This window comes from Luteimonas sp. Soil_N_1, from assembly GCF_057656255.1.
In genome coordinates, this window is the sequence record NZ_JBDGKS010000001.1 from 2,564,598 (window position 1) to 2,584,384 (window position 19,787).

Annotated in this window: 24 protein-coding genes, 1 tRNA gene and 1 other RNA gene; 8 read left to right on the plus strand and 18 right to left on the minus strand. The window is 68.6% G+C overall.

Features of this window, described 5'->3' with window-relative positions:
• Positions 1 to 34: 34 nt before the first annotated feature.
• The 3 genes from AC3A4E_RS11865 to AC3A4E_RS11875 all read right to left on the minus strand — a co-directional run bounded on the left by AC3A4E_RS11865 (position 35) and on the right by AC3A4E_RS11875 (position 1,902).
• The gene (locus AC3A4E_RS11865; protein ID WP_487631661.1) at positions 35 to 1,018 is read right to left on the minus strand and encodes a beta-ketoacyl-ACP synthase III; all 984 of its coding nucleotides are present in this window, start codon (positions 1,016 to 1,018) and stop codon (positions 35 to 37) included.
• A gap of 150 nt (positions 1,019 to 1,168) precedes the next feature.
• Positions 1,169 to 1,363 (minus strand): 50S ribosomal protein L32, encoded by a 195-nt coding sequence (gene rpmF / locus AC3A4E_RS11870; protein WP_159679179.1) that lies wholly within the window; start codon positions 1,361 to 1,363, stop codon positions 1,169 to 1,171.
• 20 nt (positions 1,364 to 1,383) lie between these two features.
• The gene (locus AC3A4E_RS11875; RefSeq protein WP_487631662.1) at positions 1,384 to 1,902 is read right to left on the minus strand and encodes a YceD family protein; all 519 of its coding nucleotides are present in this window, start codon (positions 1,900 to 1,902) and stop codon (positions 1,384 to 1,386) included.
• Positions 1,903 to 2,036: 134 nt separating this feature from the next.
• Between AC3A4E_RS11875 and AC3A4E_RS11880 the strand changes: the two genes are divergently transcribed.
• Both AC3A4E_RS11880 and AC3A4E_RS11885 read left to right on the plus strand, forming a co-directional pair.
• Positions 2,037 to 2,390, plus strand: coding sequence for a hypothetical protein (locus tag AC3A4E_RS11880; protein ID WP_487631663.1), 354 nt, complete (start codon positions 2,037 to 2,039; stop codon positions 2,388 to 2,390).
• On the plus strand, positions 2,387 to 2,965 hold the full coding sequence (locus AC3A4E_RS11885) for a Maf family protein (protein WP_487631664.1): 579 nt from the start codon (positions 2,387 to 2,389) through the stop codon (positions 2,963 to 2,965). Before AC3A4E_RS11880 ends, AC3A4E_RS11885 begins: the two co-directional genes overlap by 4 nt.
• Before the next feature lie 10 nt (positions 2,966 to 2,975).
• Here AC3A4E_RS11885 and AC3A4E_RS11890 read toward each other — a convergent pair whose 3' ends face one another.
• Positions 2,976 to 4,823 carry an ArnT family glycosyltransferase gene (locus AC3A4E_RS11890; RefSeq protein WP_487631665.1) on the minus strand — a complete coding sequence of 616 codons (1,848 nt, stop codon included), beginning with the start codon at positions 4,821 to 4,823 and terminating at the stop codon, positions 2,976 to 2,978.
• 57 nt (positions 4,824 to 4,880) lie between these two features.
• On the opposite strand from AC3A4E_RS11890, the gene AC3A4E_RS11895 reads away from it, so the two are divergent.
• From AC3A4E_RS11895 to AC3A4E_RS11910, 4 genes are read left to right on the plus strand one after another with little or no spacing between them, the layout of a single operon-like run.
• On the plus strand, positions 4,881 to 5,828 hold the full coding sequence (locus tag AC3A4E_RS11895) for an AAA family ATPase (protein ID WP_487631666.1): 948 nt from the start codon (positions 4,881 to 4,883) through the stop codon (positions 5,826 to 5,828).
• Positions 5,828 to 6,781, plus strand: coding sequence for a DUF58 domain-containing protein (locus AC3A4E_RS11900; RefSeq protein WP_487631667.1), 954 nt, complete (start codon positions 5,828 to 5,830; stop codon positions 6,779 to 6,781). Before AC3A4E_RS11895 ends, AC3A4E_RS11900 begins: the two co-directional genes overlap by 1 nt.
• Positions 6,781 to 8,721, plus strand: a complete 1,941-nt coding sequence (locus AC3A4E_RS11905; RefSeq protein WP_487631668.1) for a transglutaminase TgpA family protein — start codon at positions 6,781 to 6,783, stop codon at positions 8,719 to 8,721. The genes AC3A4E_RS11900 and AC3A4E_RS11905 overlap by 1 nt, the downstream gene beginning before the upstream one ends.
• Positions 8,718 to 9,206: a Slp family lipoprotein gene (locus tag AC3A4E_RS11910; protein ID WP_487631669.1), complete on the plus strand. Its 489-nt coding sequence runs from the start codon at positions 8,718 to 8,720 to the stop codon at positions 9,204 to 9,206. Before AC3A4E_RS11905 ends, AC3A4E_RS11910 begins: the two co-directional genes overlap by 4 nt.
• 84 nt (positions 9,207 to 9,290) lie before the next feature.
• On the opposite strand, the gene AC3A4E_RS11915 is transcribed toward AC3A4E_RS11910, so the two are convergent.
• From AC3A4E_RS11915 to dnaX, 4 genes are all read right to left on the minus strand, one after another.
• Positions 9,291 to 9,638 (minus strand): histidine triad nucleotide-binding protein, encoded by a 348-nt coding sequence (locus tag AC3A4E_RS11915; RefSeq protein ID WP_487631670.1) that lies wholly within the window; start codon positions 9,636 to 9,638, stop codon positions 9,291 to 9,293.
• Between the two features lie 89 nt (positions 9,639 to 9,727).
• Complete coding sequence (gene recR / locus AC3A4E_RS11920; RefSeq protein WP_232135920.1) at positions 9,728 to 10,321, minus strand: recombination mediator RecR; 594 nt, start codon at positions 10,319 to 10,321, stop codon at positions 9,728 to 9,730.
• A gap of 89 nt (positions 10,322 to 10,410) precedes the next feature.
• Complete coding sequence (locus tag AC3A4E_RS11925; protein ID WP_232135921.1) at positions 10,411 to 10,731, minus strand: YbaB/EbfC family nucleoid-associated protein; 321 nt, start codon at positions 10,729 to 10,731, stop codon at positions 10,411 to 10,413.
• On the minus strand, positions 10,731 to 12,518 hold the full coding sequence (dnaX, locus tag AC3A4E_RS11930; RefSeq protein WP_487631671.1) for a DNA polymerase III subunit gamma/tau: 1,788 nt from the start codon (positions 12,516 to 12,518) through the stop codon (positions 10,731 to 10,733). Before dnaX ends, AC3A4E_RS11925 begins: the two co-directional genes overlap by 1 nt.
• Positions 12,519 to 12,642: 124 nt before the next feature.
• On the opposite strand from dnaX, the gene AC3A4E_RS11935 reads away from it, so the two are divergent.
• A tRNA-Ser gene (locus tag AC3A4E_RS11935) sits at positions 12,643 to 12,735 on the plus strand.
• A 460-nt stretch (positions 12,736 to 13,195) separates the two neighbouring features.
• Positions 13,196 to 13,750 (plus strand): lipocalin-like domain-containing protein, encoded by a 555-nt coding sequence (locus tag AC3A4E_RS11940; protein WP_487631672.1) that lies wholly within the window; start codon positions 13,196 to 13,198, stop codon positions 13,748 to 13,750.
• 95 nt (positions 13,751 to 13,845) lie between these two features.
• Here AC3A4E_RS11940 and ffs read toward each other — a convergent pair.
• The 10 genes from ffs to AC3A4E_RS11990 form a co-directional block, all read right to left on the minus strand.
• An RNA gene (gene ffs, locus AC3A4E_RS11945) (signal recognition particle sRNA small type) lies at positions 13,846 to 13,942 on the minus strand.
• Positions 13,943 to 14,046: 104 nt separating this feature from the next.
• Positions 14,047 to 14,610: a hypothetical protein gene (locus AC3A4E_RS11950; protein WP_487631673.1), complete on the minus strand. Its 564-nt coding sequence runs from the start codon at positions 14,608 to 14,610 to the stop codon at positions 14,047 to 14,049.
• A complete protein-coding gene (locus tag AC3A4E_RS11955; RefSeq protein WP_487631674.1) occupies positions 14,607 to 15,614 on the minus strand; it encodes a YVTN family beta-propeller repeat protein in 1,008 nt (335 codons plus the stop codon). The genes AC3A4E_RS11950 and AC3A4E_RS11955 overlap by 4 nt, the downstream gene beginning before the upstream one ends.
• Entirely contained in the window at positions 15,611 to 16,054 is a 444-nt protein-coding gene (locus tag AC3A4E_RS11960; protein WP_232135929.1) for a molybdenum cofactor biosynthesis protein MoaE, read from the minus strand. The genes AC3A4E_RS11955 and AC3A4E_RS11960 overlap by 4 nt, the downstream gene beginning before the upstream one ends.
• Before the next feature lie 2 nt (positions 16,055 to 16,056).
• Positions 16,057 to 16,299, minus strand: a complete 243-nt coding sequence (locus AC3A4E_RS11965; protein ID WP_487631675.1) for a MoaD/ThiS family protein — start codon at positions 16,297 to 16,299, stop codon at positions 16,057 to 16,059.
• Complete coding sequence (gene moaC / locus AC3A4E_RS11970) at positions 16,296 to 16,811, minus strand: cyclic pyranopterin monophosphate synthase MoaC (protein WP_487631676.1); 516 nt, start codon at positions 16,809 to 16,811, stop codon at positions 16,296 to 16,298. The genes AC3A4E_RS11965 and moaC overlap by 4 nt, the downstream gene beginning before the upstream one ends.
• A 25-nt stretch (positions 16,812 to 16,836) precedes the next feature.
• Positions 16,837 to 17,217 carry a nuclear transport factor 2 family protein gene (locus AC3A4E_RS11975; RefSeq protein WP_487631677.1) on the minus strand — a complete coding sequence of 127 codons (381 nt, stop codon included), beginning with the start codon at positions 17,215 to 17,217 and terminating at the stop codon, positions 16,837 to 16,839.
• Positions 17,218 to 17,220: 3 nt separating this feature from the next.
• Positions 17,221 to 18,243 (minus strand): GTP 3',8-cyclase MoaA, encoded by a 1,023-nt coding sequence (gene moaA, locus AC3A4E_RS11980; RefSeq protein ID WP_487631678.1) that lies wholly within the window; start codon positions 18,241 to 18,243, stop codon positions 17,221 to 17,223.
• On the minus strand, positions 18,240 to 19,010 hold the full coding sequence (locus AC3A4E_RS11985; RefSeq protein ID WP_487631679.1) for an MBL fold metallo-hydrolase: 771 nt from the start codon (positions 19,008 to 19,010) through the stop codon (positions 18,240 to 18,242). Before AC3A4E_RS11985 ends, moaA begins: the two co-directional genes overlap by 4 nt.
• Positions 19,010 to 19,780, minus strand: a complete 771-nt coding sequence (locus tag AC3A4E_RS11990) for a 3-deoxy-D-manno-octulosonic acid kinase (protein ID WP_487631680.1) — start codon at positions 19,778 to 19,780, stop codon at positions 19,010 to 19,012. Before AC3A4E_RS11990 ends, AC3A4E_RS11985 begins: the two co-directional genes overlap by 1 nt.
• Between the last annotated feature and the right edge of the window lie 7 nt (positions 19,781 to 19,787).

Sequence of the window (19,787 nt, forward strand, 5' to 3'; positions counted from 1 at the left end):
AACTGCGGGGGCCATCCGCCCCCGCATGCGGGACTCAATAGCGCAGCAGCGCCGAACCCCAGGTGAAGCCGCCGCCGAAGGCTTCGAGCAGCAGCAGCTGACCGCGCTGCACTCGACCCGAACGCACCGCCTCGTCGAGTGCCAGCGGCACCGAACCGGACGAGGTGTTGCCGTGCTTGTCGACCGTCACCACGACGCGATCCATCGGCATGTCCAGGCGCTTGGCAGTGGCTTCGATGATGCGCAGGTTGGCCTGATGCGGGATCAGCCAGTCCACGTCGTGGCGATCGAGACCGTTCGCCAGCAACGTTTCCTCGACCACCGAATCGAGCGCCTTGACCGCGTACTTGAAGACATCGCTGCCGGCCATCTGGATGCGCACGCCCGCGTTGGGCTGGTCGTCGCGGAAGCCTGCGGACACGCCGACGGGATTCCACAGCAGTTCCTTCTTCGCGCCGTCGGCGTGCAGATGGGTGCTGAGGATGCCGGTTTCGGCATCGGCCTTGAGCACGACCGCGCCGGCACCATCGCCGAACAGCACGGCGGTGGTGCGTTCGCTCCAGTCGACCATGCGCGTCAGCGTTTCGGCGCCGACCACCAGTACGGTCTTCGCATCGCCCGACTTGATGAACTTGTCGGCGACCGACAACGCGTACAGGAAGCCCGAGCACGCGGCGTTGACGTCGAACGCGCCACAGCCGTTGGCCCCCAGCCGCGCCTGCAGCAGGCAGGCGGTCGACGGAAAGATGATGTCGGGTGTCGTGGTGCCGACGATGATCAGATCGATCTCGGACGCAGACACGCCGGCCGCTTCCATCGCGCGCGTGGCGGCATGGAAGGCCAGATCACTGGTGGTCTCGCCCTCGGCGGCGATGTGTCGCTCGCGGATACCGGTGCGGGTCGCGATCCATTCGTCACTGGTGTCGACGAACTTCGCGAGGTCGTCGTTGGTCAGCACTTTCTCGGGCAGGTAACTGCCGGTGCCGGCAATGCGGGAATAGATGCGTTCGCTGGTCATCTGCGGAGCGGCCCTCGCGCGAGGCGCGTGATCGTGACACGTGATCTCAAAACCGGCATCCCTGCCGACGGCAGACGCAGCCGCCCGTCAGGGACGGAGGCTGCGCCCGGTACATCGTGCGCCCGCCAACGAGGTGGCGGGCAGCAAGGATCAATCTTCCTCGACGACGCGCGTCTTCGGCTGGATCACCTGCTTGCCACGGTAGTAACCGTCAGCGGTGATGTGATGACGGATATGGGTCTCGCCCGTCGTCTGATCGGTCGACAACAGCTTCGCGCTCAGCTTGTCGTGCGCACGACGCATGCCACGACGGGACGGGGTGACGCGGGATTTCTGCACAGCCATGGGAATTGCTCCAACAGGTTCTAGTTGTTTCGATCTTTCTTCAAACCCGCCAACGCCGCGAACGGGTTGACGCGTGTCTCTTCTTCGGTCGATACCGGCCAGTCGCGATCGATCGCTTCGGAGCCGGGCGCGACCGGAATCGCGGGTATTGCCAGAATCAGTTCGTCCTCGACCAGCGCGACCGGCGACAGCGAACCGTCACCTTCCAGCAGCAGCGCCTCGTAATCGGGCAGCAGTGCCGCCTCTTCCGCTTCGTCGCGGATCAGGCCCAGCCGCTGCTCGATGTCGATCGGCCACACGAAACGCTTGAGCGTCCGCTGGCACACCAGCGGCAGGCTGCCCTGTACCCGCAGAAGCGCATACGACTGCTGCAGCGCGTCGCGACCGAACTCGATCGAGCAGGTCACGTCGTCGCCATCAACATCGGCCAGAAGCTCGCTCAGGCGCGTCAGGGACGCCAACGGCAAGCGCCCGTCGAGGCGCATGCCGCTCCCGACCATGCGCCAAGCATCGACCAACTCGGGCATTTGCGCGGACATAGCCGCCGAATGTTAAAGATGCGATCCCGGGCTGTCAAACCGCCCTGCGCGGTGGCTGGACCCATGGACCGGCGCATTTGCCGGCATCGCGGCCTGGCGGGCAGACTGGCCCGCCGCGCCACCGGACTTCCTGCGTGCAGCCGATCCCCAGCCTGCTGCTGGCCACCCTGCTTGCGACCGCCATTGTACTGGTGTGGCGCCACCGCGTCCGACGCCGCCACCGCGCCTATGCGCGCGTGCTCGACGCCGCCGATACGTTCGAGGCACGGCTGCGGATCGCGCGTGCCCAGATCGGCCAGAGCGATGGCGACCCGGTACGCGATGCGCTGCAGGAGATGCTGCGGCAACGACTGTGGCTGCAGCAGCATGGCGCAAGCGCGGAGGTCGTCGCGCTGGACGCGATGCGCGAATCGATCGAACAGGCGCAGGCCCGCATCGACCGGCAACTCGCCCAGCTGGCGCTGGTCCGCGCCGGAGGCAGTGCATGAACCCGCCGCTGATTCTCGGCTCGACATCGATCTACCGCCGCGCGCTGCTGGATCGCCTGCGCCTGCCGTTCACCTGCGAGCGCCCGGATGTCGACGAGACGCCCGGCGACGACGAGGAATCCGCTGCGTTGGCGATCCGCCTGGCACACGCCAAGGCGGAGGATGTCGCCGCGCGATCTCCGGACGCCTGGGTGATCGGCTCCGACCAGGTCGCCACGCTCGATGGTCGACCGCTCGGCAAACCCGGCGGCCGCGATGCGGCGATCGCGCAGCTGACGGCGATGTCGGGGCGCAGCGTGGTCTTCCACACCGCACTGGCGCTGGCGCGATCGGGACAGTCGACCTTGCAGGCGCAGGACCGTACCGAAGTCGTCTTCCGCACGCTGCAGGCCGACGAGATCGCGCGTTACGTCGATGCCGAACAGCCGTTCGACTGCGCCGGCAGCTTCAAATGCGAAGGGCTTGGCATCGTGCTGTTCGAGGCGATCCGCAGCGATGATCCGACCGCGCTGGTCGGCCTGCCGCTGATCGCGACCGCGCGTCTGCTGCGCGCGGTGGGTTACGCCCTGCCCTGACAGATGCGCCTCAGCGCGCCGGCGCGACCTGGATCGGCTGCTCCGCCCAGATCTCGACCGAACCGTCGTGACCGGTGATTTCGAGTCCGAGCCAGTGGCGGCCGGGTGTGAGCGTCGCTGGATCGATCGTCGCGGTGAAACCGATGTTGGCGCCCGCGGGATCACGGGAATCTCCAGCGAGGAACCGCTCGACGATCCAAGTATTCGGCGCGCCGTACTGCGCCTGCGCGACCGGCACGCCATCGAGTGTGATCGCGACCGACGCGACGCCGCTGCCGTCCTTGACCGCCCAGCCACGCACTTCGAACGGCGCATCGACGCGCGCGCCTGCCAGGGGCGTATCGACATGGGCGAGCGCCGGCGTGACGCAATCGCCCGCGCCTGCCGTCGTATCCGCATCGAAGCGCGACAGGATGAAGCGCTGCGCGCCGCGATCGGCATTGACCACGCGCGAGACCGGCAGCGCGCCCATGCGTGCACAGATCGTCTGGTAGCGCTGCAGCAGCGCACTGAACTTGACGTCATTGACGCCGGTCACCAGCAACACCGGGCGTCCCGCCAGCTCGGCGCGATCGTCAAGCTGCAGGTGCCAGAGCTGCAGCTGCGGCGCGCGACCGTGGTGGCGATTGAGCGGATGGTCGAGCACGCGGATACGCGGGTCACCCAGCGCGAAGCCGAGCTCGGCACCGATCTTGAAGTTGTCGGCCACCAGGACCGTATCGGCGGGCATGGCGGCGAGTTCTTCGCGCACCGCATCGGCCAGCGTGTCCCAGCCGGCGAAGTTCGACGGGTACCACTTCAGGCCCGCGCTGCGTTCGCGCACTTCGGGCGTCGACACTGCCGCGTAGTAGCCGACCACGCCGACGAAGCCCAGCGCCAGCGTCGCCCAGGTCGCAATGCGCAGCCAGCGCGGCCAGGTCATCAGCACGAAGCCGACCAGCGGCAGCAGTGCGAGATAGCCCGGCAGTGGCCAGTGAAAACTCGCGCGTTCGGTGTCGGCGACGAAGCCGAGCGCGAAGAAGCCCAGCACCATCAGCCCGCCGGACATCGCGAGGAAGCGCGCCGCATCGTCCGGCGCCCGGCGCAGACGCCAGGCCGCGATCAACAGCGCGGCGAACAGCAGCGGCGTCACCATCACCGCCTGGATCACGATGAACTGCCAGCCCTCGGCATGCAGCGCCCAGGGATGCCGGTCGACCATCTGGAAGCGCAGGCCGGCTTCGGCGTTGTCGACATTCCAGACCAGCAGCGGAATCCAGGCGGCTGCACCGGTCGCGATCGCGATCCACACGCGCGGGTCGCGCAGCGCTTCGCGGCCCTTGGCGATCGCGAGCAGCGCCACGATGCCGACACCGATCACCGCGATGAAGCGGTAATGGCTCAGCGCGCCGAGCGACAGGCCGAGCGCGAGCAGCAGTGCGCCGCCGTGGGTCACGCCGCGCAGCAAACGCACGCCGGCATCCAGACACAGCACGGTCGCCAGCGCGAGCATCGCGTCAGGCAACGCCATCACGCCGAGCGAGCCGAGCAGCGGCAGCAGCAATGCCGCGCAGCCGGACAGCCACGCGGACTGTGGATCGAACTCGCGCGCGGTCAGGCGCACCACCAGCCATGGCACCAGCGCGGAGATCGCGATGAAGGGCAGACGCACCGCGAGCAGACCATCGCCGAAGACTTCGGTGCCGATGCGGATCAGCCACGCGGTCAGGCCCGGCAGATCGGAATAGGCGAACGCGGGATGCTGACCTTCGAGCCAGTAGAACGCCTCGTCGACGAACAGCGGCAGCCGCGCGGCGATGGCCAGCTTCAGCAGCACGATCGTCGTCCACAGCACGACGAACACCGTGCGCATTTCCATCCGCCGCATTGAACTCGACCTCGCTACACTCGGGAAGACCGCCGCAGGAGCACATGCATGCCCGACCCGACGACGCCCGCCATGCTAACCGACACCCAGCGTGAAGCCCTGTCGTCATCGCTGGCCCAGGTGAACCGGCTGGTGCTCGGCAAGGAGACGGCGGTGACGATGAGCTTCGTCGCGCTGCTCGCCGATGGCCACATCCTGATCGAGGACCTGCCCGGCCTCGGCAAGACGACCCTGGCGCATGCGATCGCCGCGACGGTGGGCCTGGATTTCCAGCGCGTGCAGTTCACCTCGGATCTGTTGCCGTCGGATGTCGTCGGCGTGTCGGTCTACGAGGGCAGCGCGCGTCGTTTCGAATTCCATGGCGGCCCGGTGTTCACCAACGTGCTGCTGGCCGACGAGATCAACCGCGCGCCGCCGCGCACGCAGAGCGCGCTGCTCGAGGCGATGGCCGAACAGCAGGTCACCGTCGACGGCACCACGCATCGCCTGCCCGATCCGTTCTTCGTCATCGCCACGCAGAACCCGGTGGATCTGTCGGGCACATATCCGTTGCCCGACTCCCAGCTCGACCGCTTCCTGCTGCGGCTCAATCTGGGTTACCCCGATCGCGATGCCGAGCGCGCCCTGCTGTCGGGCAGTGATCGGCGCACCCTGATCGCCGAAACCCTGCCACGGCTCGGCGCAGACGATCTGCGTGCGATGCGGCAGGCGGTGACGGCCATCCATGCGAGCCCCGCATTGATCGAATACGTGCAGGCGCTGCTCGGACGCAGCCGGCAGCATCCCGGCGTCCGCGTCGGCCTGTCGCCGCGTGCGGGGCTTGCACTGCTGCGCGCATCCCGCGCACTGGCGCTGCTGCAGGGGCGCGATCACGCAGTGCCCGATGACGTGCAGACCCTGTTCCCGCTGATCGCCACGCACCGGCTGGTCGCCGAGGCCGACACCGGCGACGCCGGGCTGGCGGATTCGATCCTGCAGGCCGTGCCGGTCGACTGATGCGCGTGTCCGCCGGGCTGCGCCGACGCATCGAGGGCTGGGCACGTCCGCGTCGCCCCGAATCCCTGCCGGTCCGACTCGACCGCAGGCGGATCTACGTCCTGCCGACCGGCTTCGGCGCATTCGTCGTGGCGCTGATGGCAACCATGGCGATCGGCGCCCTGAACTACAACAACAATCCCGCGCTTCTGCTGTGCCTGCTGATGGTCGGGGCAGCGCTCGCCAGCCTGCTGTGGACGCATCTGCAACTCAGCGGGCTGGAGGTGCGTGCGGTGCTCGGGGAGCCGGTTCCTGCCGGACTGCCGATGCCGCTCCATGTCCACGTCACCGCGCGCCCCGGCCGTGAGCGACGTGGTCTGCGCGTGGAGCTCGCGGACAGCCGTTCGATCCTGTCGCTCGATGCGAGCGGCGGCGAAGCGACCGTGCTGTTGCCGACCGCGCGACGCGGCCTCCTCCCGTTGCCACGGCTGCGCATCGGCACCACGCGTCCATTGGGGCTGGCGCGCGCGTGGTCCTGGATATGGCCCGATGCCCGGGTCCTGGTCTATCCCGTGCCGGAAGCTTCCGGGCCGCCCCTTCCGACCAGCGGCGGACAGGACGCACAGCCGCGGCTCGATCCCGCCGGCGAGTCCCTGCACCACCTGCGCGACTGGCGCGTCGGCGACGCGCGGCGGACCATCGCGTGGAAGGCGTCGGCGCGGCGCGATGCCCTGGTGGTGCGCGAGTTCGAACGCCCGCAGGGCGACGACCTCACGCTCGACTGGCATCGCCTGGAGGCGCTGGACCACGAAGCCAGGATCCGGCGACTGGCGCGCTGGATCGACGAGGCGGAGCGCAAGTCGCTGCGTTACCGGCTGCAACTGCAGGGGCAGCCGGTCATCGGACCGGATCGCGGCGCCCTGCATCGCCACGCCTGCCTGCGTGCGCTCGCCCTGCTGCCGGAAGCCGGCTGATGGCGGGCAGCGCCCTCGCCCTCGACACCGCCGGCCGGCGCTGGTCACTGTGCGCGGCGGGCGTCTGCCTGCTGCCGCTGTTGCTCCAACTGCCCATGCCACTGCCGCTGGTCATCGCGCTGACCGCCGGAATTTCCGCGGTGATGTCCACACGCCGGGCGACACCCGGCTGGCTGCGCACAGTGCTGGCACTGGCGGTGTTCGGCCTGGTGTTCATGCAGAGCGGCATGCATTTCGGCCGCGACACGGGCTGCGCCCTGCTGGCCGGCATGCTGGCGATCAAGCCTGCGGAACTGCGCAGCGTGCGCGATGCCCGCAGCCTGCTGGGCTTTGCCCTGTTCGCGCCGTTCGCCACCTTCCTGCTCGACCAAGGGCCACTGTCGCTGGCCCTGGGACTGGCGGGCGCGATCCTCGTGCTCGCTGCGCTGGCCAGACTGTCGGAACAGGAGTCCGGCCTGCCGGCGGCCGCGCTGGACCATCGCACGCGACTGGGGATCGTGCTGCGCCTGGTCGCGATCGGACTGCCACTGGCACTGTCGGCATTCTGGCTGTTCCCACGCCTGGCGACGCCGCTGTGGGGTGTGCCGGAACGCTCGATCGCGCGTCCCGGACTGTCGGAGGAGATGTCACCGGGGCAATGGCTGGACCTGATGGTGGATGACAGCCCGGCCCTGCGGGCCACGTTCCGCGGCGCCGAGCCCGGCCCGCGCGATCTGTACTGGCGAGGCCCCACGCTCACCGAATACGACGGCCGCACATGGACCGCCTCGCGATGGCTGCGCCACCTGCCGCCGGCACCGGTGGAGCACGGTGAAACGGTATGGGACTACGAGATCGCGCTGGAGCCGACCGAGCGTCATCTGCTGGTCGCCCTCGAAATGCCGCTCGCACTTCCCGATGGTGCGGCCGCGACTCACGACTACTCGTTGAGCAGTGCCAGACCGCTCGACCGGGTCACCCGCTGGCAGATGCAATCCGCATCCCCACGCCGCTTCGAGGCCACCCTGCCGGATGTGGTGCGCAGGGCCAACCTGCAGCTTCCGGGCGGCTTCAATCCGCGTACCCGTGCCCTGGCCCGGCAGTGGCGCGCCGAGACGCCGGACGATGCCGCGCTGGTCGCACGTGCCCTGACCTGGATCAGCAACGAGTTCGCCTACACACTCTCAACCCCGCTCCCCGGCCGCCATGCCGTCGACGAGTTCCTGTTCGACGAACAGGCGGGCTTCTGCGAACACTTCAGTTCCGCTTTCACCGTACTGATGCGCGAAGCCGGACTCCCGGCACGTGTCGTCACCGGGTACGCCGGCGGCTACCGCAACCGCTACGGCAACTACTGGATCGTCCGGCAGATGGATGCACACGCCTGGGCGGAAGTCTGGCTGGAGGGCCGTGGCTGGGTCCGGGTCGATCCGACGGCCGCAGTGGCGCCCGAGCGCATCTACGACACCCTCGAAGATCGCCTCGGGGCCGGCGGCGCCGGCGCGGCGCTCGCCCCCATCTTCGACATGGGCGACTGGGCGCGGAGGAGCTGGAACGACTTCGTGCTCGGTTTCGATGCATCGCGCCAGCAGCGCATGTTCCAGCGCATCGGACTGAAGGACATCGACGCAGGCCGCCTGGTGGCGCTGTTCTCGCTGTGCGCCGCGCTCGCGCTGTGCTGGATGCTGTGGCTGGTCGCGCGCAGCGAACGCGAGCGCGACCCTCTGCTGCGGGCCTGGCATCGCCTGGGCCGTCGCTATGCACGGCTCGGCCTGGGTCGCGCGCCACACGAACCTGCACTGGCCTGGGCGAGGCGCGTAAGCGCCGCCCGGCCCGACGAGCACGCGCTCGAAACCCTCACCCGGCGTTTCGCGGCCGCCCGTTACGCTCGGTCGACATTCGATGCGACGCTGGTGCGGGCATTGCGCGCGCACCGTCCAGCCCGGAAGACCGACCCATGATCCTGCGCATCGCGTTCCTGCTCGCCGGCACATTGCTGCTCGGCGCCTGTGCCACCCAGCCCGGCCCCCTGCAGGGCAGCTACGTCGAGGCACTGACGCCGCACGCCGCGGTGCAGGGCGAACACACCGGCGCGATGGTGCGCTGGGGTGGACGCATCGTGCAGGTCGAACCGCAGACCGATGCGACCTGCTTCGAGATGATCGCCACACGCCTGACGTCGAACGGACGCCCGTACTGGGCTAGTGACGACACCAATGGCCGCTTCATCGCCTGCCGGGCCGGCTTCTATGACCCGGCCGTGTTCGAGGTCAACCGCGAAGTCACCTTCACCGGCCGCATCGCCGGCTACGACTCCCGCCGCGTGGGCGAATACGATTACCGCTTTCCGCGGGTCGATGCCGACGTGGTGTATCTGTGGCCGGTGCGCGAACGCGTCGACGTGATCACGCGACCAGCGCCGTGGCCATGGTGGGGTTACTGGTAACGGTCGATTGCGCGCGCCCGCCAGCGATTGCGATCCTCGCGCGCGGCATCGAGATGGATCCGCAATCGCACAGGGGCTGCCGGATCAGAACGGCGTGCCGAAACGACCCAGCTGCGCACCTGCCAGCAGATGCAGATGGATCTGGAACACCGTCTGGCCTCCGTGTTCGTTGCAGTTCATGACGATGCGGTAGCCGTCTTCGGCGAATCCCTGCGCTTTCGCATACCGCGCGGCCGCAATCGCCAGCCGCCCGATGATCCCGGGCGCGTCCACCGGCACGTCATTGAGCGTGGCGAAATCCTGTTTCGGCACGAACAGCACATGCACCGGCGCCTGCGGCGCGATGTCGCGGAACGCGATGACGTGGTCGTCCTCGAAGACGATGTCGGCCGGAATCTCGCGCTGGATGATCTTGTGGAAGATGGTCGTCATGGGCTTCTGGAATCAGGGGCCAAGGTTCCGAAAAGCATACGTCACCGCTCACGGCACACGCCTTTCATCCCGTGTGCGAACGCCGATCCTCAGGCGACTTCGCTGCGACTGCCGAACGCATGCGACAGCGTGCCGCGATCCACGTATTCCAGTTCGCCGCCGAGCGGCAGACCATGCGCGGGCCGGCTCGGCCGCACGCCGTGCTGCCGCGCGATCTGCGCCAGGTAATGCGACGTGGCCTCGCCTTCGACGGTCGGATTGGTCGCGATGATCAGTTCCTGCACTTCGCCTTCGGCCAGCCGTGCGCCGAGCAGGTCAAGCCCGAGCTCATGCGGGCCGATGCCGTCGAGCGGACTCAGCCGGCCCTGCAGCACGAAATAGAACCCGCGAAATCCCGTGGCCTGCTCGATCGCGAGCCGGTCGGCGGGCGTCTCGACCACGCACAGCGTCTGCGCATCACGCGCGGCGCTGCTGCAGGTCGGGCAAACCGGCGTTTCGCTGAAGTCACGACACCGCTGGCAGTGGCCGATCTTCTCGACCGCCTCGGCCAGCGCCGTCGCCAAGCGCGCGCCACCCTCGCGCCCGCGTTCGAGCACGTGATAGGCCATGCGCTGCGCGGACTTCTGCCCGACGCCGGGCAGCACACGCAGCGCATCGATCAACTGTTCGAGCAGGGAGGACATGCGATTGGTGATTCGTCAGAGATGATTCGTAATGGCTGAAAGCTGGCAGCGCGCGCAGCCAGTCGCCTCGGATCACGAATCACTGCCACTCAGAACGGCAGCTTCATGCCGGGCGGCAACGGCATGCCGGCGGTCGCACCGGACATGCGGCTCTTCGATTCTTCATCGACCTTGTTCGACGCGTCGTTGAACGCGGCGGCGATCAGGTCTTCGGCCATCTCCGGGTCCGACAGCACGCTCGGGTCGATGCGCACCTTGCGGCATTCCTTGTTGCCGGTCAGCGTGATGGCGACCATGCCGCCGCCGGCGCTGCCCTCGACTTCGAGACTGGCGAGTTCCTGCTGCACGCGCTGCATGTTTTCCTGCATCTTCTGCGCCTGCTGCATCAACTGGGCAATGTTTCCACGCATCACTGAAATCCTCGTTCTTCAAAAGGGCGTATCGAATCGGGCACCACTCTGGCCCCCTGCTGCGACATCAGCCGCTGTACGTCCGGATCGGACATGAAACTGTTCTCGGCGTTCGACTGCCGTGCGTCGCGCTCGCGTGCATTGCGTTCATGCAGCGTCACGGTTTCGCTGGCGGCCGCGGTCTCGAAGCGGATCTGCGGCGCGCCGCCGAGCGGGCCAGCAAGCGCCTCGCAGAGCTGATGGACCATGATCGGCGCTTTCAGATGCTCGTCCGCCTCGGGCAGCGCGAGCCGCAGCACGGCGCCGTCGAGCGAGACGAAAGCAGCGCTCGCGGCGAGTTCGCGCACCGGGCCACGCAATGGCAGATCGGCAACGAGATCGAGCCACTGGTGCGCATCGAGCGTGCGCAGCTGTGCAGTGACAGCCGGCGCCGGTGCTTCGGCGCGCGGCGCGTCGACCGTCGGCTGATCGACGGACGGCGCAGCGCGCGCAGGCTCAGGTGCCGGACGCGCAGGTGGCGTTTCCACGACCACCCGTGATGGTGTCGGCGTGGGAACGGCTTGTGGCGACGGCGACGCCGCGCGCGGTGCAGGCGCGGACTCGGGCGCCGTCTGTGCAGCCAAGGGAGCACGCGCCGCGGCCGGACCGCTCGCACGGTTGCCGCTGCCTGCGGCCGGCGCAGCAGCGCCGCCTTCGGCAGGCCGGAACGCGAGCATGCGCAACACGGTCATCTCGAAACCGGCACGCGGACTCGGCGCCAGGCCGACATCGCGGCGGCCGTTGAGCGCCATCTGGTACCAGAGCTGCACGACTTCCGGACGCACCGCCGATGCGATCGCATCGACATCGACGCCGTCGTTCTCCACGGCCACTTCCGGCACCAGCTGCCGCACCTGGATGCGATGCAGGGCTTCGGAGACCGCGTCGAGTACGCCGCCCCAGTCGGGCGAAAATTCGGCCAGCGTCGCGACCTCGGCGAGCAGCGCCGCACCGTCGCCATCGGCCAGGGCAGACAGCAGCGCACCGACGCGCGTGCGATCGACACTGCCGAGCATCGTCGCGACCGCCGCGTCGCCGAGCGCACCGCCCTCGCCGCCCGCGCCGGTGTAAGCGATAGCCTGGTCGAGCAGTGACAGGCCATCGCGCAGACTGCCGTCGGCAGCCTTCGACAGCTGGCGGATCGCACCGGCCTCGACCGCGATGCCTTCGGCCTCGAGGATCCGCGTCATCTGACCCTGGATCTGTTGCTCGTCGAGCCGCTTCAAATTGAACTGCAGGCAGCGCGAGAGCACGGTGACCGGCAACTTCTGCGGATCGGTCGTCGCCAGCAGGAACTTCACGTGCCCCGGCGGCTCCTCCAGCGTCTTGAGCAGCGCATTGAACGCCGACTTCGACAGCATGTGCACTTCGTCGATCAGGTAGACCTTCACCCGGCCGCGCGAGGGCATGTACTGCGCGTTGTCGATCAGCTCGCGCACATCGTCGACGCCGGTGTTGCTGGCGGCGTCGATCTCGAGCAGATCGATGTAGCGGCCCGCGTCGATCGCGCGACAGGTCTCGCACTCGCCGCAGGGATCGGACGAAGTGCCGGTCTCGCAGTTCAGGCTTTTGGCGAAGATGCGCGCGATCGTGGTCTTGCCGACGCCACGTGTGCCGGTGAACAGGAAGGCGTGATGCACGCGGCCGGTCTCCAGCGCATTGGTCAGCGCACGGACCACGTGCTCCTGGCCGACGAGCTCGGCGAACCGCTTCGGACGCCACTTCCGGGCGAGGACGAGATAGGACATCCCCGTATTCTGCCACGCCCCCAACGGTTCCTTGTGACCGCAGGCGCCGACGGATAGAATGGCCGGCCCGCGGCGTCCCAATGCCGTTGCGCAGCGCCCAGGCGCTCCGCGAAGGGCCAGTTCTGGAGAGGTGTCCGAGCGGTTGAAGGAGCACGCCTGGAAAGTGTGTAAGCGTCTAAACCGCGCTTCGGGGGTTCGAATCCCCCTCTCTCCGCCAGAAACGCAAACGCCCCCTCGTGGGGCGTTTTGCGTTTTCTGGCGGAGAGAGGGGATCTGATGAGAACCCCAGGTTCGACGGATTCGCCCGGAGCGAATCCGGACAGCCGAATGGCTGGCCCCGCAGGCGCACCGCGCCGGAGGGGCGAGGCCCATGGATGGGCCGAGCAATCCCTCGCTGGGCAGGTCGCTTGTCCGGATCCTGAGTCGAAGCGCGAAATCAGAATGGCTGACACGCCATGCGGGTATTGAACTGCGCTTCCAGCGCTCGCTGGTAAGACGAGTCGAAATGCGCATGCGCTGCACACGTAACAGACTCGCAGCCCCCAACAAGACCACTGGATCGCCCCCCTCCAACAACACGTTCACGCATCACAGCGTATCGCTGCACGACCGAAGGGCCCGCGCTCCCATTCCACATCCGGCGCCCGCCCGCATCGCATCCCACCCGGAGATCCGCCATGCTGACCCGCCGTCTCGTCGCCCCGCTGCTGATGTCCATCTCATTGCCGCTGTCCACATTCGCCATGGCCCAGACCGTACCCCCGACCCCGCAGGACACGCCCGCGACCACTGCAACCGCGGCGATACCCGCGCCCGTCGAAGGCAGCTGGCGACTCGTGTCCTACGAAGTCGAGGTCAAGGAAGGTGGCGAGACCTTCCCGCCAATGGGCGATCAGCCGACCGGCTACGTGATGTTCTCGCCTGAAGGCCGCGTGTGGTTCGTGCTGACCGGCGAAGGTCGCGAGCCGGGCGAAAGCGCGCAGGAGAAGGCGCGTCTGCTGGAAACCGTGATCGCCTACACAGGCCGCTACCGGATCGAGGGCGACACCTGGATCACCGCGGTCGACGTGGCCTGGAACCCGGCCTGGGTCGGCACCGAACAGCGCCGGCAGTTCAAGCTCGACGGCGATCGCCTGCAGGTGCTCACGCCGTGGCGGGTCATGCCGAACTGGGCCGACAAGGGCGAGACGCGCAGCATCATCACCTTCGAGCGTGCAAGCGAGACGCGCTGAGCATCGACATGGCGGATCGGCGCATGTCGATCCGCCGCAACGCAGGCGTGCAGGACGAAGCAGACCGTCGCTGGCGTGTACCGGAAAAGGTGATGGCCCCGCCGACTGACCTCGGCGCCCGCATCGACCGATACCGTTGCTGCCTTCCGGCCCTGGCGGGATTTTCGATCTAGCGTCGCGAGGGGCCGACGGGGCCACCATGGAGACACGCATCGGGCTTTGCGCCCGACCCCACCATGACGACGGGACGCGGAGTCTAGCAGGCTCGCGGCGGCTCGCCTATCCGCTTCGAGGCATCACGGCGCACCGATGCGCTCGACCTCGGGCGTGCCGGCCTGCTGGCTGAATCGGAACGCATAGGACAGGCGCACAGCGGTCGGGGTTTCGATGACGCCATCGGCCTGGCAGGCATCGGTGCCATCGAAGGTCTCCGGTGCCACGCACAGCAGCGCGGGCGCATAGGTCCACTGGCGCACGGCGGCGAGCGCTGCATCGGTGAACGGTGCGATCTCGACTGTCTCCGGCTGCACGCAGTCCGCATCGGTACGCGGCGCGGCCGCGGACACCGCGCCCGTCGCATCGATGGCGGCATCGATGCACACGACGACCGGCGCGAGACGCAGCGCGAGCTGGTCCGCCGGATAAACCGGCATTGCCGCAGGCATGTCCAGATTGGGATGGATGAAACGGCGATTGCGCTGCATCTCCATGCGCCGCGTGTCCGCGGCCGGCTCCATCAACGACGCGCCGACCGCGCCCTGCAGTGGCGGCTCGATCGGTTGGACCGGCGCAACCGGCGGCGTTGAGGCGCAGCCGGCCAAACCGGCGATGCAGACGAGCGCAGCGCCGCGGCCGATCAAGGCGCGACCTCGCCCGGCGCCAGCGCCAGCGCATCGGGTTCGCGCCCCGTCGTCCAGTACTCGAGAACGCTCCAGTCGCGCGTATCGATCACGGCAATCCGGTCGGCACCGCTGATCGCGACATAGGCACGCGGCGTGTCCGGATCGACGATCGCGCCGATCGGCAGCGGCCCGTCACCGAGCAGCGTCGTCTGCAGCGCGGCATCCTTCGGCGCCAGTGCGACCGACGCCACAGCGCGGCGAGAGGCGACGTCGAACACCGACAGCGTCGCGGCGGTCGCGTTGGTGACCAGCGCATGGCCGCCATCGGGCGTGAACACGACACGGATCGGGAATCCCGCACTCGGCAGCGTCGCGACGATGTCGAGCGACTCGGGGTCATGCACGGTCACGGTGTCGTCGGCGCGATTGGTGACCCACACGCGTCCGTCGGGCGCGACCGCGATCCCTTCCGCGCCGGCACCGGCCGGACGTTCGATGGTTGCACGCATCGTCGCCAGATCCACGCGCACCACGGTGCCTGCGCGGATCTTGCTGACGTATGCGAACGCGCCGTCCTTCGACACCGCGACCATGTGGCGGAGGCCGTCGCCGACCTCCGCGACGCCGCTCACCGCCCCGCTCGCGATGTCGACGCGCAACAGCGCGCCGCTGCTTTCGGTCGTGACCAGTGCATCACCATCGGCCAGTAACTGCAGGCCATGCGGACGCCCGTGCGTGCCCAGGTCGATGGTGCGCGTGCCGCCTTCGACGAGATCGATCACCGTCAGCGCGTGGTGCGCGTCCTGGTGACCGTAGGTCGTGACAATGGCGGTGCGGCCATCGCGCGAGACTGCGATCTCGTGTGGCGCGGGGCCGGTCGCGTACTCGGCGAGGCGCGCACCCGTCGCGCGATCGAGCGCCCAGACGGTGTCGGCCGACTTGTTGCCGACCAGCAGCCTCGGCGCGGCGTGCGCGCTGCACATGGCCGCGGCCAGCACCGCGGCGAGCACGAACCGCCTCATGCATCACCGCCGCGGGTCGATTCGGGATGCAGCCAGCCGGCGTCGCCATCGGCATAACGCTCGTGTTTCCAGATCGGCACGCGATCCTTGATCTCGTCGATGATGTAGCGGCAGGCGTCGAAAGCCGCGCCGCGATGCGCGGCGGTCACGCCGACCCACACGGCCATGTCGCCGATCGCCAGATCGCCGATGCGGTGCACGCAAAGCGCCGCGCACAGGTCGAACCGTTCGCGCGCCTCGGCGACGACTTTCGCACCTTCGGCCTCGGCGAGCGCCACGTAGGACTCGTAACGCAGGCCGAGCACGGGGCGCCCGTCGTTGTGGTCGCGCACCCAGCCTTCGAAGCTCGCGAACGCACCTGCACGATCGTGCTGCACGCGGCGGCGCAGCGGTGCCAGATCGACCGGCGCATCCGCCAGCCAGAATTCACGACTGTCCATGCTCAGCCTCCGCTGACCGGTGGAATGAAGGCGATCTCGCTGCCGGCCTGCAGCGCATCGTCCCAGCGCGCGAACGTGCCATCGACAGCGACGCGCAGACGCTCGACCGGCAACACGAAGCCATGCCGCGCGCGCAGTTCCGCGTACAGCGTGCGCAGATCGACCGCGTCTGTGGTCCAGGTTTCCTCGCCCTGCCCCGCGGCATCGCGCAGGCTGGCGAAATACAGCACGCGCACCGCGCTCATCGTGCATCGCCCGCGATCGATCCCACATCGCGCTTGCCGCCGCGTTTGCCAACCAGCTTCGCCGGGCCCAGCACGATCGCGTGCGACAGCGCCTTGCACATGTCGTAGACGGTGAGCGCCGCAATCGTCGCGCCGGTCAGCGCTTCCATCTCCACGCCGGTGCGGTGCGTGGTCTTCACCGTGCACTCGATGCGCAACTCGCGTTCGCCGTGCCAGTCGATCGCGATGCCGATGCCGTCGATCGGCAACGGGTGACAGAAGGGAATCAGTTCGTGGGTGCGCTTGACCGCCATGGTGCCGGCGATGATCGCGGTGTCGACGATGCCGCCCTTCGCGCTCTTCAATCCATTGGCGTGCAATTGCGCGGCGACGTCGGCGGGAAAGCGCACGCGGCATTCGGCGCTGGCGACACGCGCGGTGGTCGCCTTCGCGGACACGTCGACCATGGTCGGTCGGCCGGCGGCATCGATATGGGTCAGCGCTGCGGGCGCTTCGGGTTTCGTGCGGGCCATGCGCCTGCGTCGTGACTGCGGAACCTCAGATGGTACCGGCCCCGGTGTCAGGCGTCCCTTGATGGAACACCATTCGCCAGCAACCGTCGGCGTCCAGGCGCCACCACGAACTGCGCAGCGAGTGGCGCGCCTCGCCATCGGCTTCGCGGCGCACGGTGTACAGCACGCGCGCGACATCGGCACCGATGCGTTGCACACGCATCGACAGCGCCTCGTACGCGACACCGGATTCGCCGGGCAGCCGCGCCAGCACGTCGGCCTTGCCGAAGACAGCGCCCGACGCGCCGATCTCCAGGAAATCCTCGGCGATCAGACCGTCGAGACGCGCGCGGTCGGCGCGGATCGCGGGTTCGAGCAATGCGCGCTCCAGCGCTTCGAGATGCGTTTGCAGAGTGCCTGCATCCACAGCTCAGCCGCCGACCAGAAACATCTCGACGTGCTTGCGCGGCGCGCGCACGCTGCCGCGCAATTCGCTGTAACGATCGGCGCGGCGCGACCACAGGTCGGCCAGCCTCGACGAGAACGCCGCTTCGCCATCGCCCAGCCAGCTGCGCATCGGCTGCCCGCTGCCGGAGAACAGGCAGGTGTAGAGGCTGCCGTCGGCGGAGACACGTGCACGCTGGCAGTCGCCGCAGAACGGCGCGGTGACCGAACTGATGAAGCCGATCTCGCCGGCGCCGTCGATGAAGGCGTGCCGCTCGGCCACTTCGCCGCGGTAGTTCGCATCCAGCGGGCGCAGCGGCCAGCGGGCGTCGATGCGTGCGTGCAGTTCACGCGACGGCACCACCCGCTCGCGATCCCAGCCGTTGCAGGTGCCCACGTCCATGTACTCGATGAAACGCAGCACGTGGCCGCTGCCGCGGAAATGCGCGGCCATGCGTTCGACTTCGTGGTCGTTGACGCCGCGCTGCACGACGCAGTTGAACTTGATCGCCGGGAATCCGGCGCGCTCGGCGGCGGCGATTCCGGCGAGCACGTCGTCGATCTCGCCGCGGCCGCCCGACAGCGTGCGGAACAGACCCGGATCGAGTGCGTCGAGACTGATCGTCAGCCGCTGCAGGCCGGCATCGCGCAAGGCCTGCGCATGGCGCGCCAGCAGCGACGCGTTCGTCGTCATCGCCAGGTCGATGATGCCCGGCACCTTCGCCAGACGCTCAACCAGGGCCGGCAGGTTCTTGCGCAACAACGGCTCGCCGCCGGTCAGGCGCAGCTTGTGCATGCCCAGCCGCGCGAAACCGCGCACCAGGGTCTCGATCTCGTCGAAGGACAGCCGCCCGGCCTGGTCGAAGCCGTAATCGTCGGGCACGCGATCGGCCGGCATGCAGTAGCCGCAGCGGAAATTGCAGGCTTCGATGACCGAAAGACGCAGGTCGTGCAGCGGACGTCCGAGCCGGTCGAGGGGCGCCTGGGGGAGATGTGGCAGGGCGCTCATGCGAGGGGAGCCTGCGCCACGAGCGGTGGACGCAGCGCGAAACGGGCGCCCGGACGGGCGATCCGCTGCCCGCGCGCTTCAAGCGCCGCGCCGTCGGCCTCGGACGCGTAGTGATACAGCACGCAGCGCGCGAGCAGGTCGCGCGGATACTCGCGCTCCAGATCGTCGATGCCGCTGTGCGAAGGGTTGCCATGCAGGCCGCAGTCGTGGGCGACGAGTTCGTCGCGGTCGGCGAAGCGCGCCAGCATCTCGGGAATCGGCCGCGTGTCGCCGCTCCACACCAGGCTGCCCGGCAGACACAGGCCGTACGCGGTTTCCGGCCAGTGATGGCGTACCGGGAACACCTCCAGCCGTACCCCGTCGTGCCAGAACGCATCACCGACCGGGATCAGCTGGAACGCATCCCAGAAGTTCGCGCCGCCTTCGGCCAGCACGTTCGGGTAATCGCCCACGCGCCTGTGCAACAGCGGTACCACCGGCGCCGGCACGTAGATCGGCAGGCGGCCGCGCCGCGCGGGATCGAAGTAGCGATCGACGAACAGACGCTCGAAGCCGGCCACATGATCCAGGTGCACGTGGGTGACGAACAGCGCGCGCGGCGCTTCGCCGTAGTGATCGAGATACGCGGTCAGGCCTTCGGCGCCGCAATCGATCGTCAACCACGGCGCGCCGTCGCGCTCGATCGTGGCCATCGGCGAGCCCAGCGACACCGCCGACGCACTGCCCACGCCCTGGAACCGCAGCGCCCAGTCGCTCGGGGATGACATCAGGTGCCCCGGCTCCACAGCGCGTCGTAGGAGCGGCGCAGGCGGGCGAAGTCCTGCTCGATGTCCGCCTCCGATCGCGCCCCGCGCACCTTGAGCAGCGAACGCTTGAGCCGCGCGAGATTCTGTTCGCGCCAGCGGGTTTCGGGAATGCGAAGGCGGCCGCGGTCGAAATCGATCAGCCAGCCCTTGCCGACGCCATCGAACAGGATGTTGTGGGCGTTGAGATCGGCGTGATCGAGGCCGGCGCGATGGAAGCGCGCGATCAGGCGCCCGGTCTGCTCGAGCGGCGCATCTGCAGGCGCATCGGCCATGTGATCGGCCAGCGAGCGCACGTCCGGCAGCCGCTGCATCAGGATCCAGGCGCGGTAGCCCAGCCCGCGGCGTAGATAGCTCGCGGCGATCGGCTGCGGCACCGGCAGATCGCGTCGCAGCAGTTCACGCAGCAGACGGAATTCCACGAAGCTGCGCACGTGCTGCGTGCCGCGCCACAGATGCTGGTCGCGGTTGAAGCGCCCGACCATGCCACCGCGCAGGTACTGCCGCAGGACGCAGGGCCCGTGCGAGGCGTCGATGAACCAGGCGCCGCCGCGGCCACTGCCGTCGACGCGCTGCGCGCGCTCGCCCCACTGGGCCGGATCGAACCAGCGTGGATCGGCTTGCCGCAGTTGCGTGCCGTCGAACAGAATGGCGCCGTACTCTCCTGCACGCCCGCCCATGCGATCGCCCGCCGGTATCGGCGTCAGGCTTTCGGCGGGATCGAATCTGCTCATCGAAGCG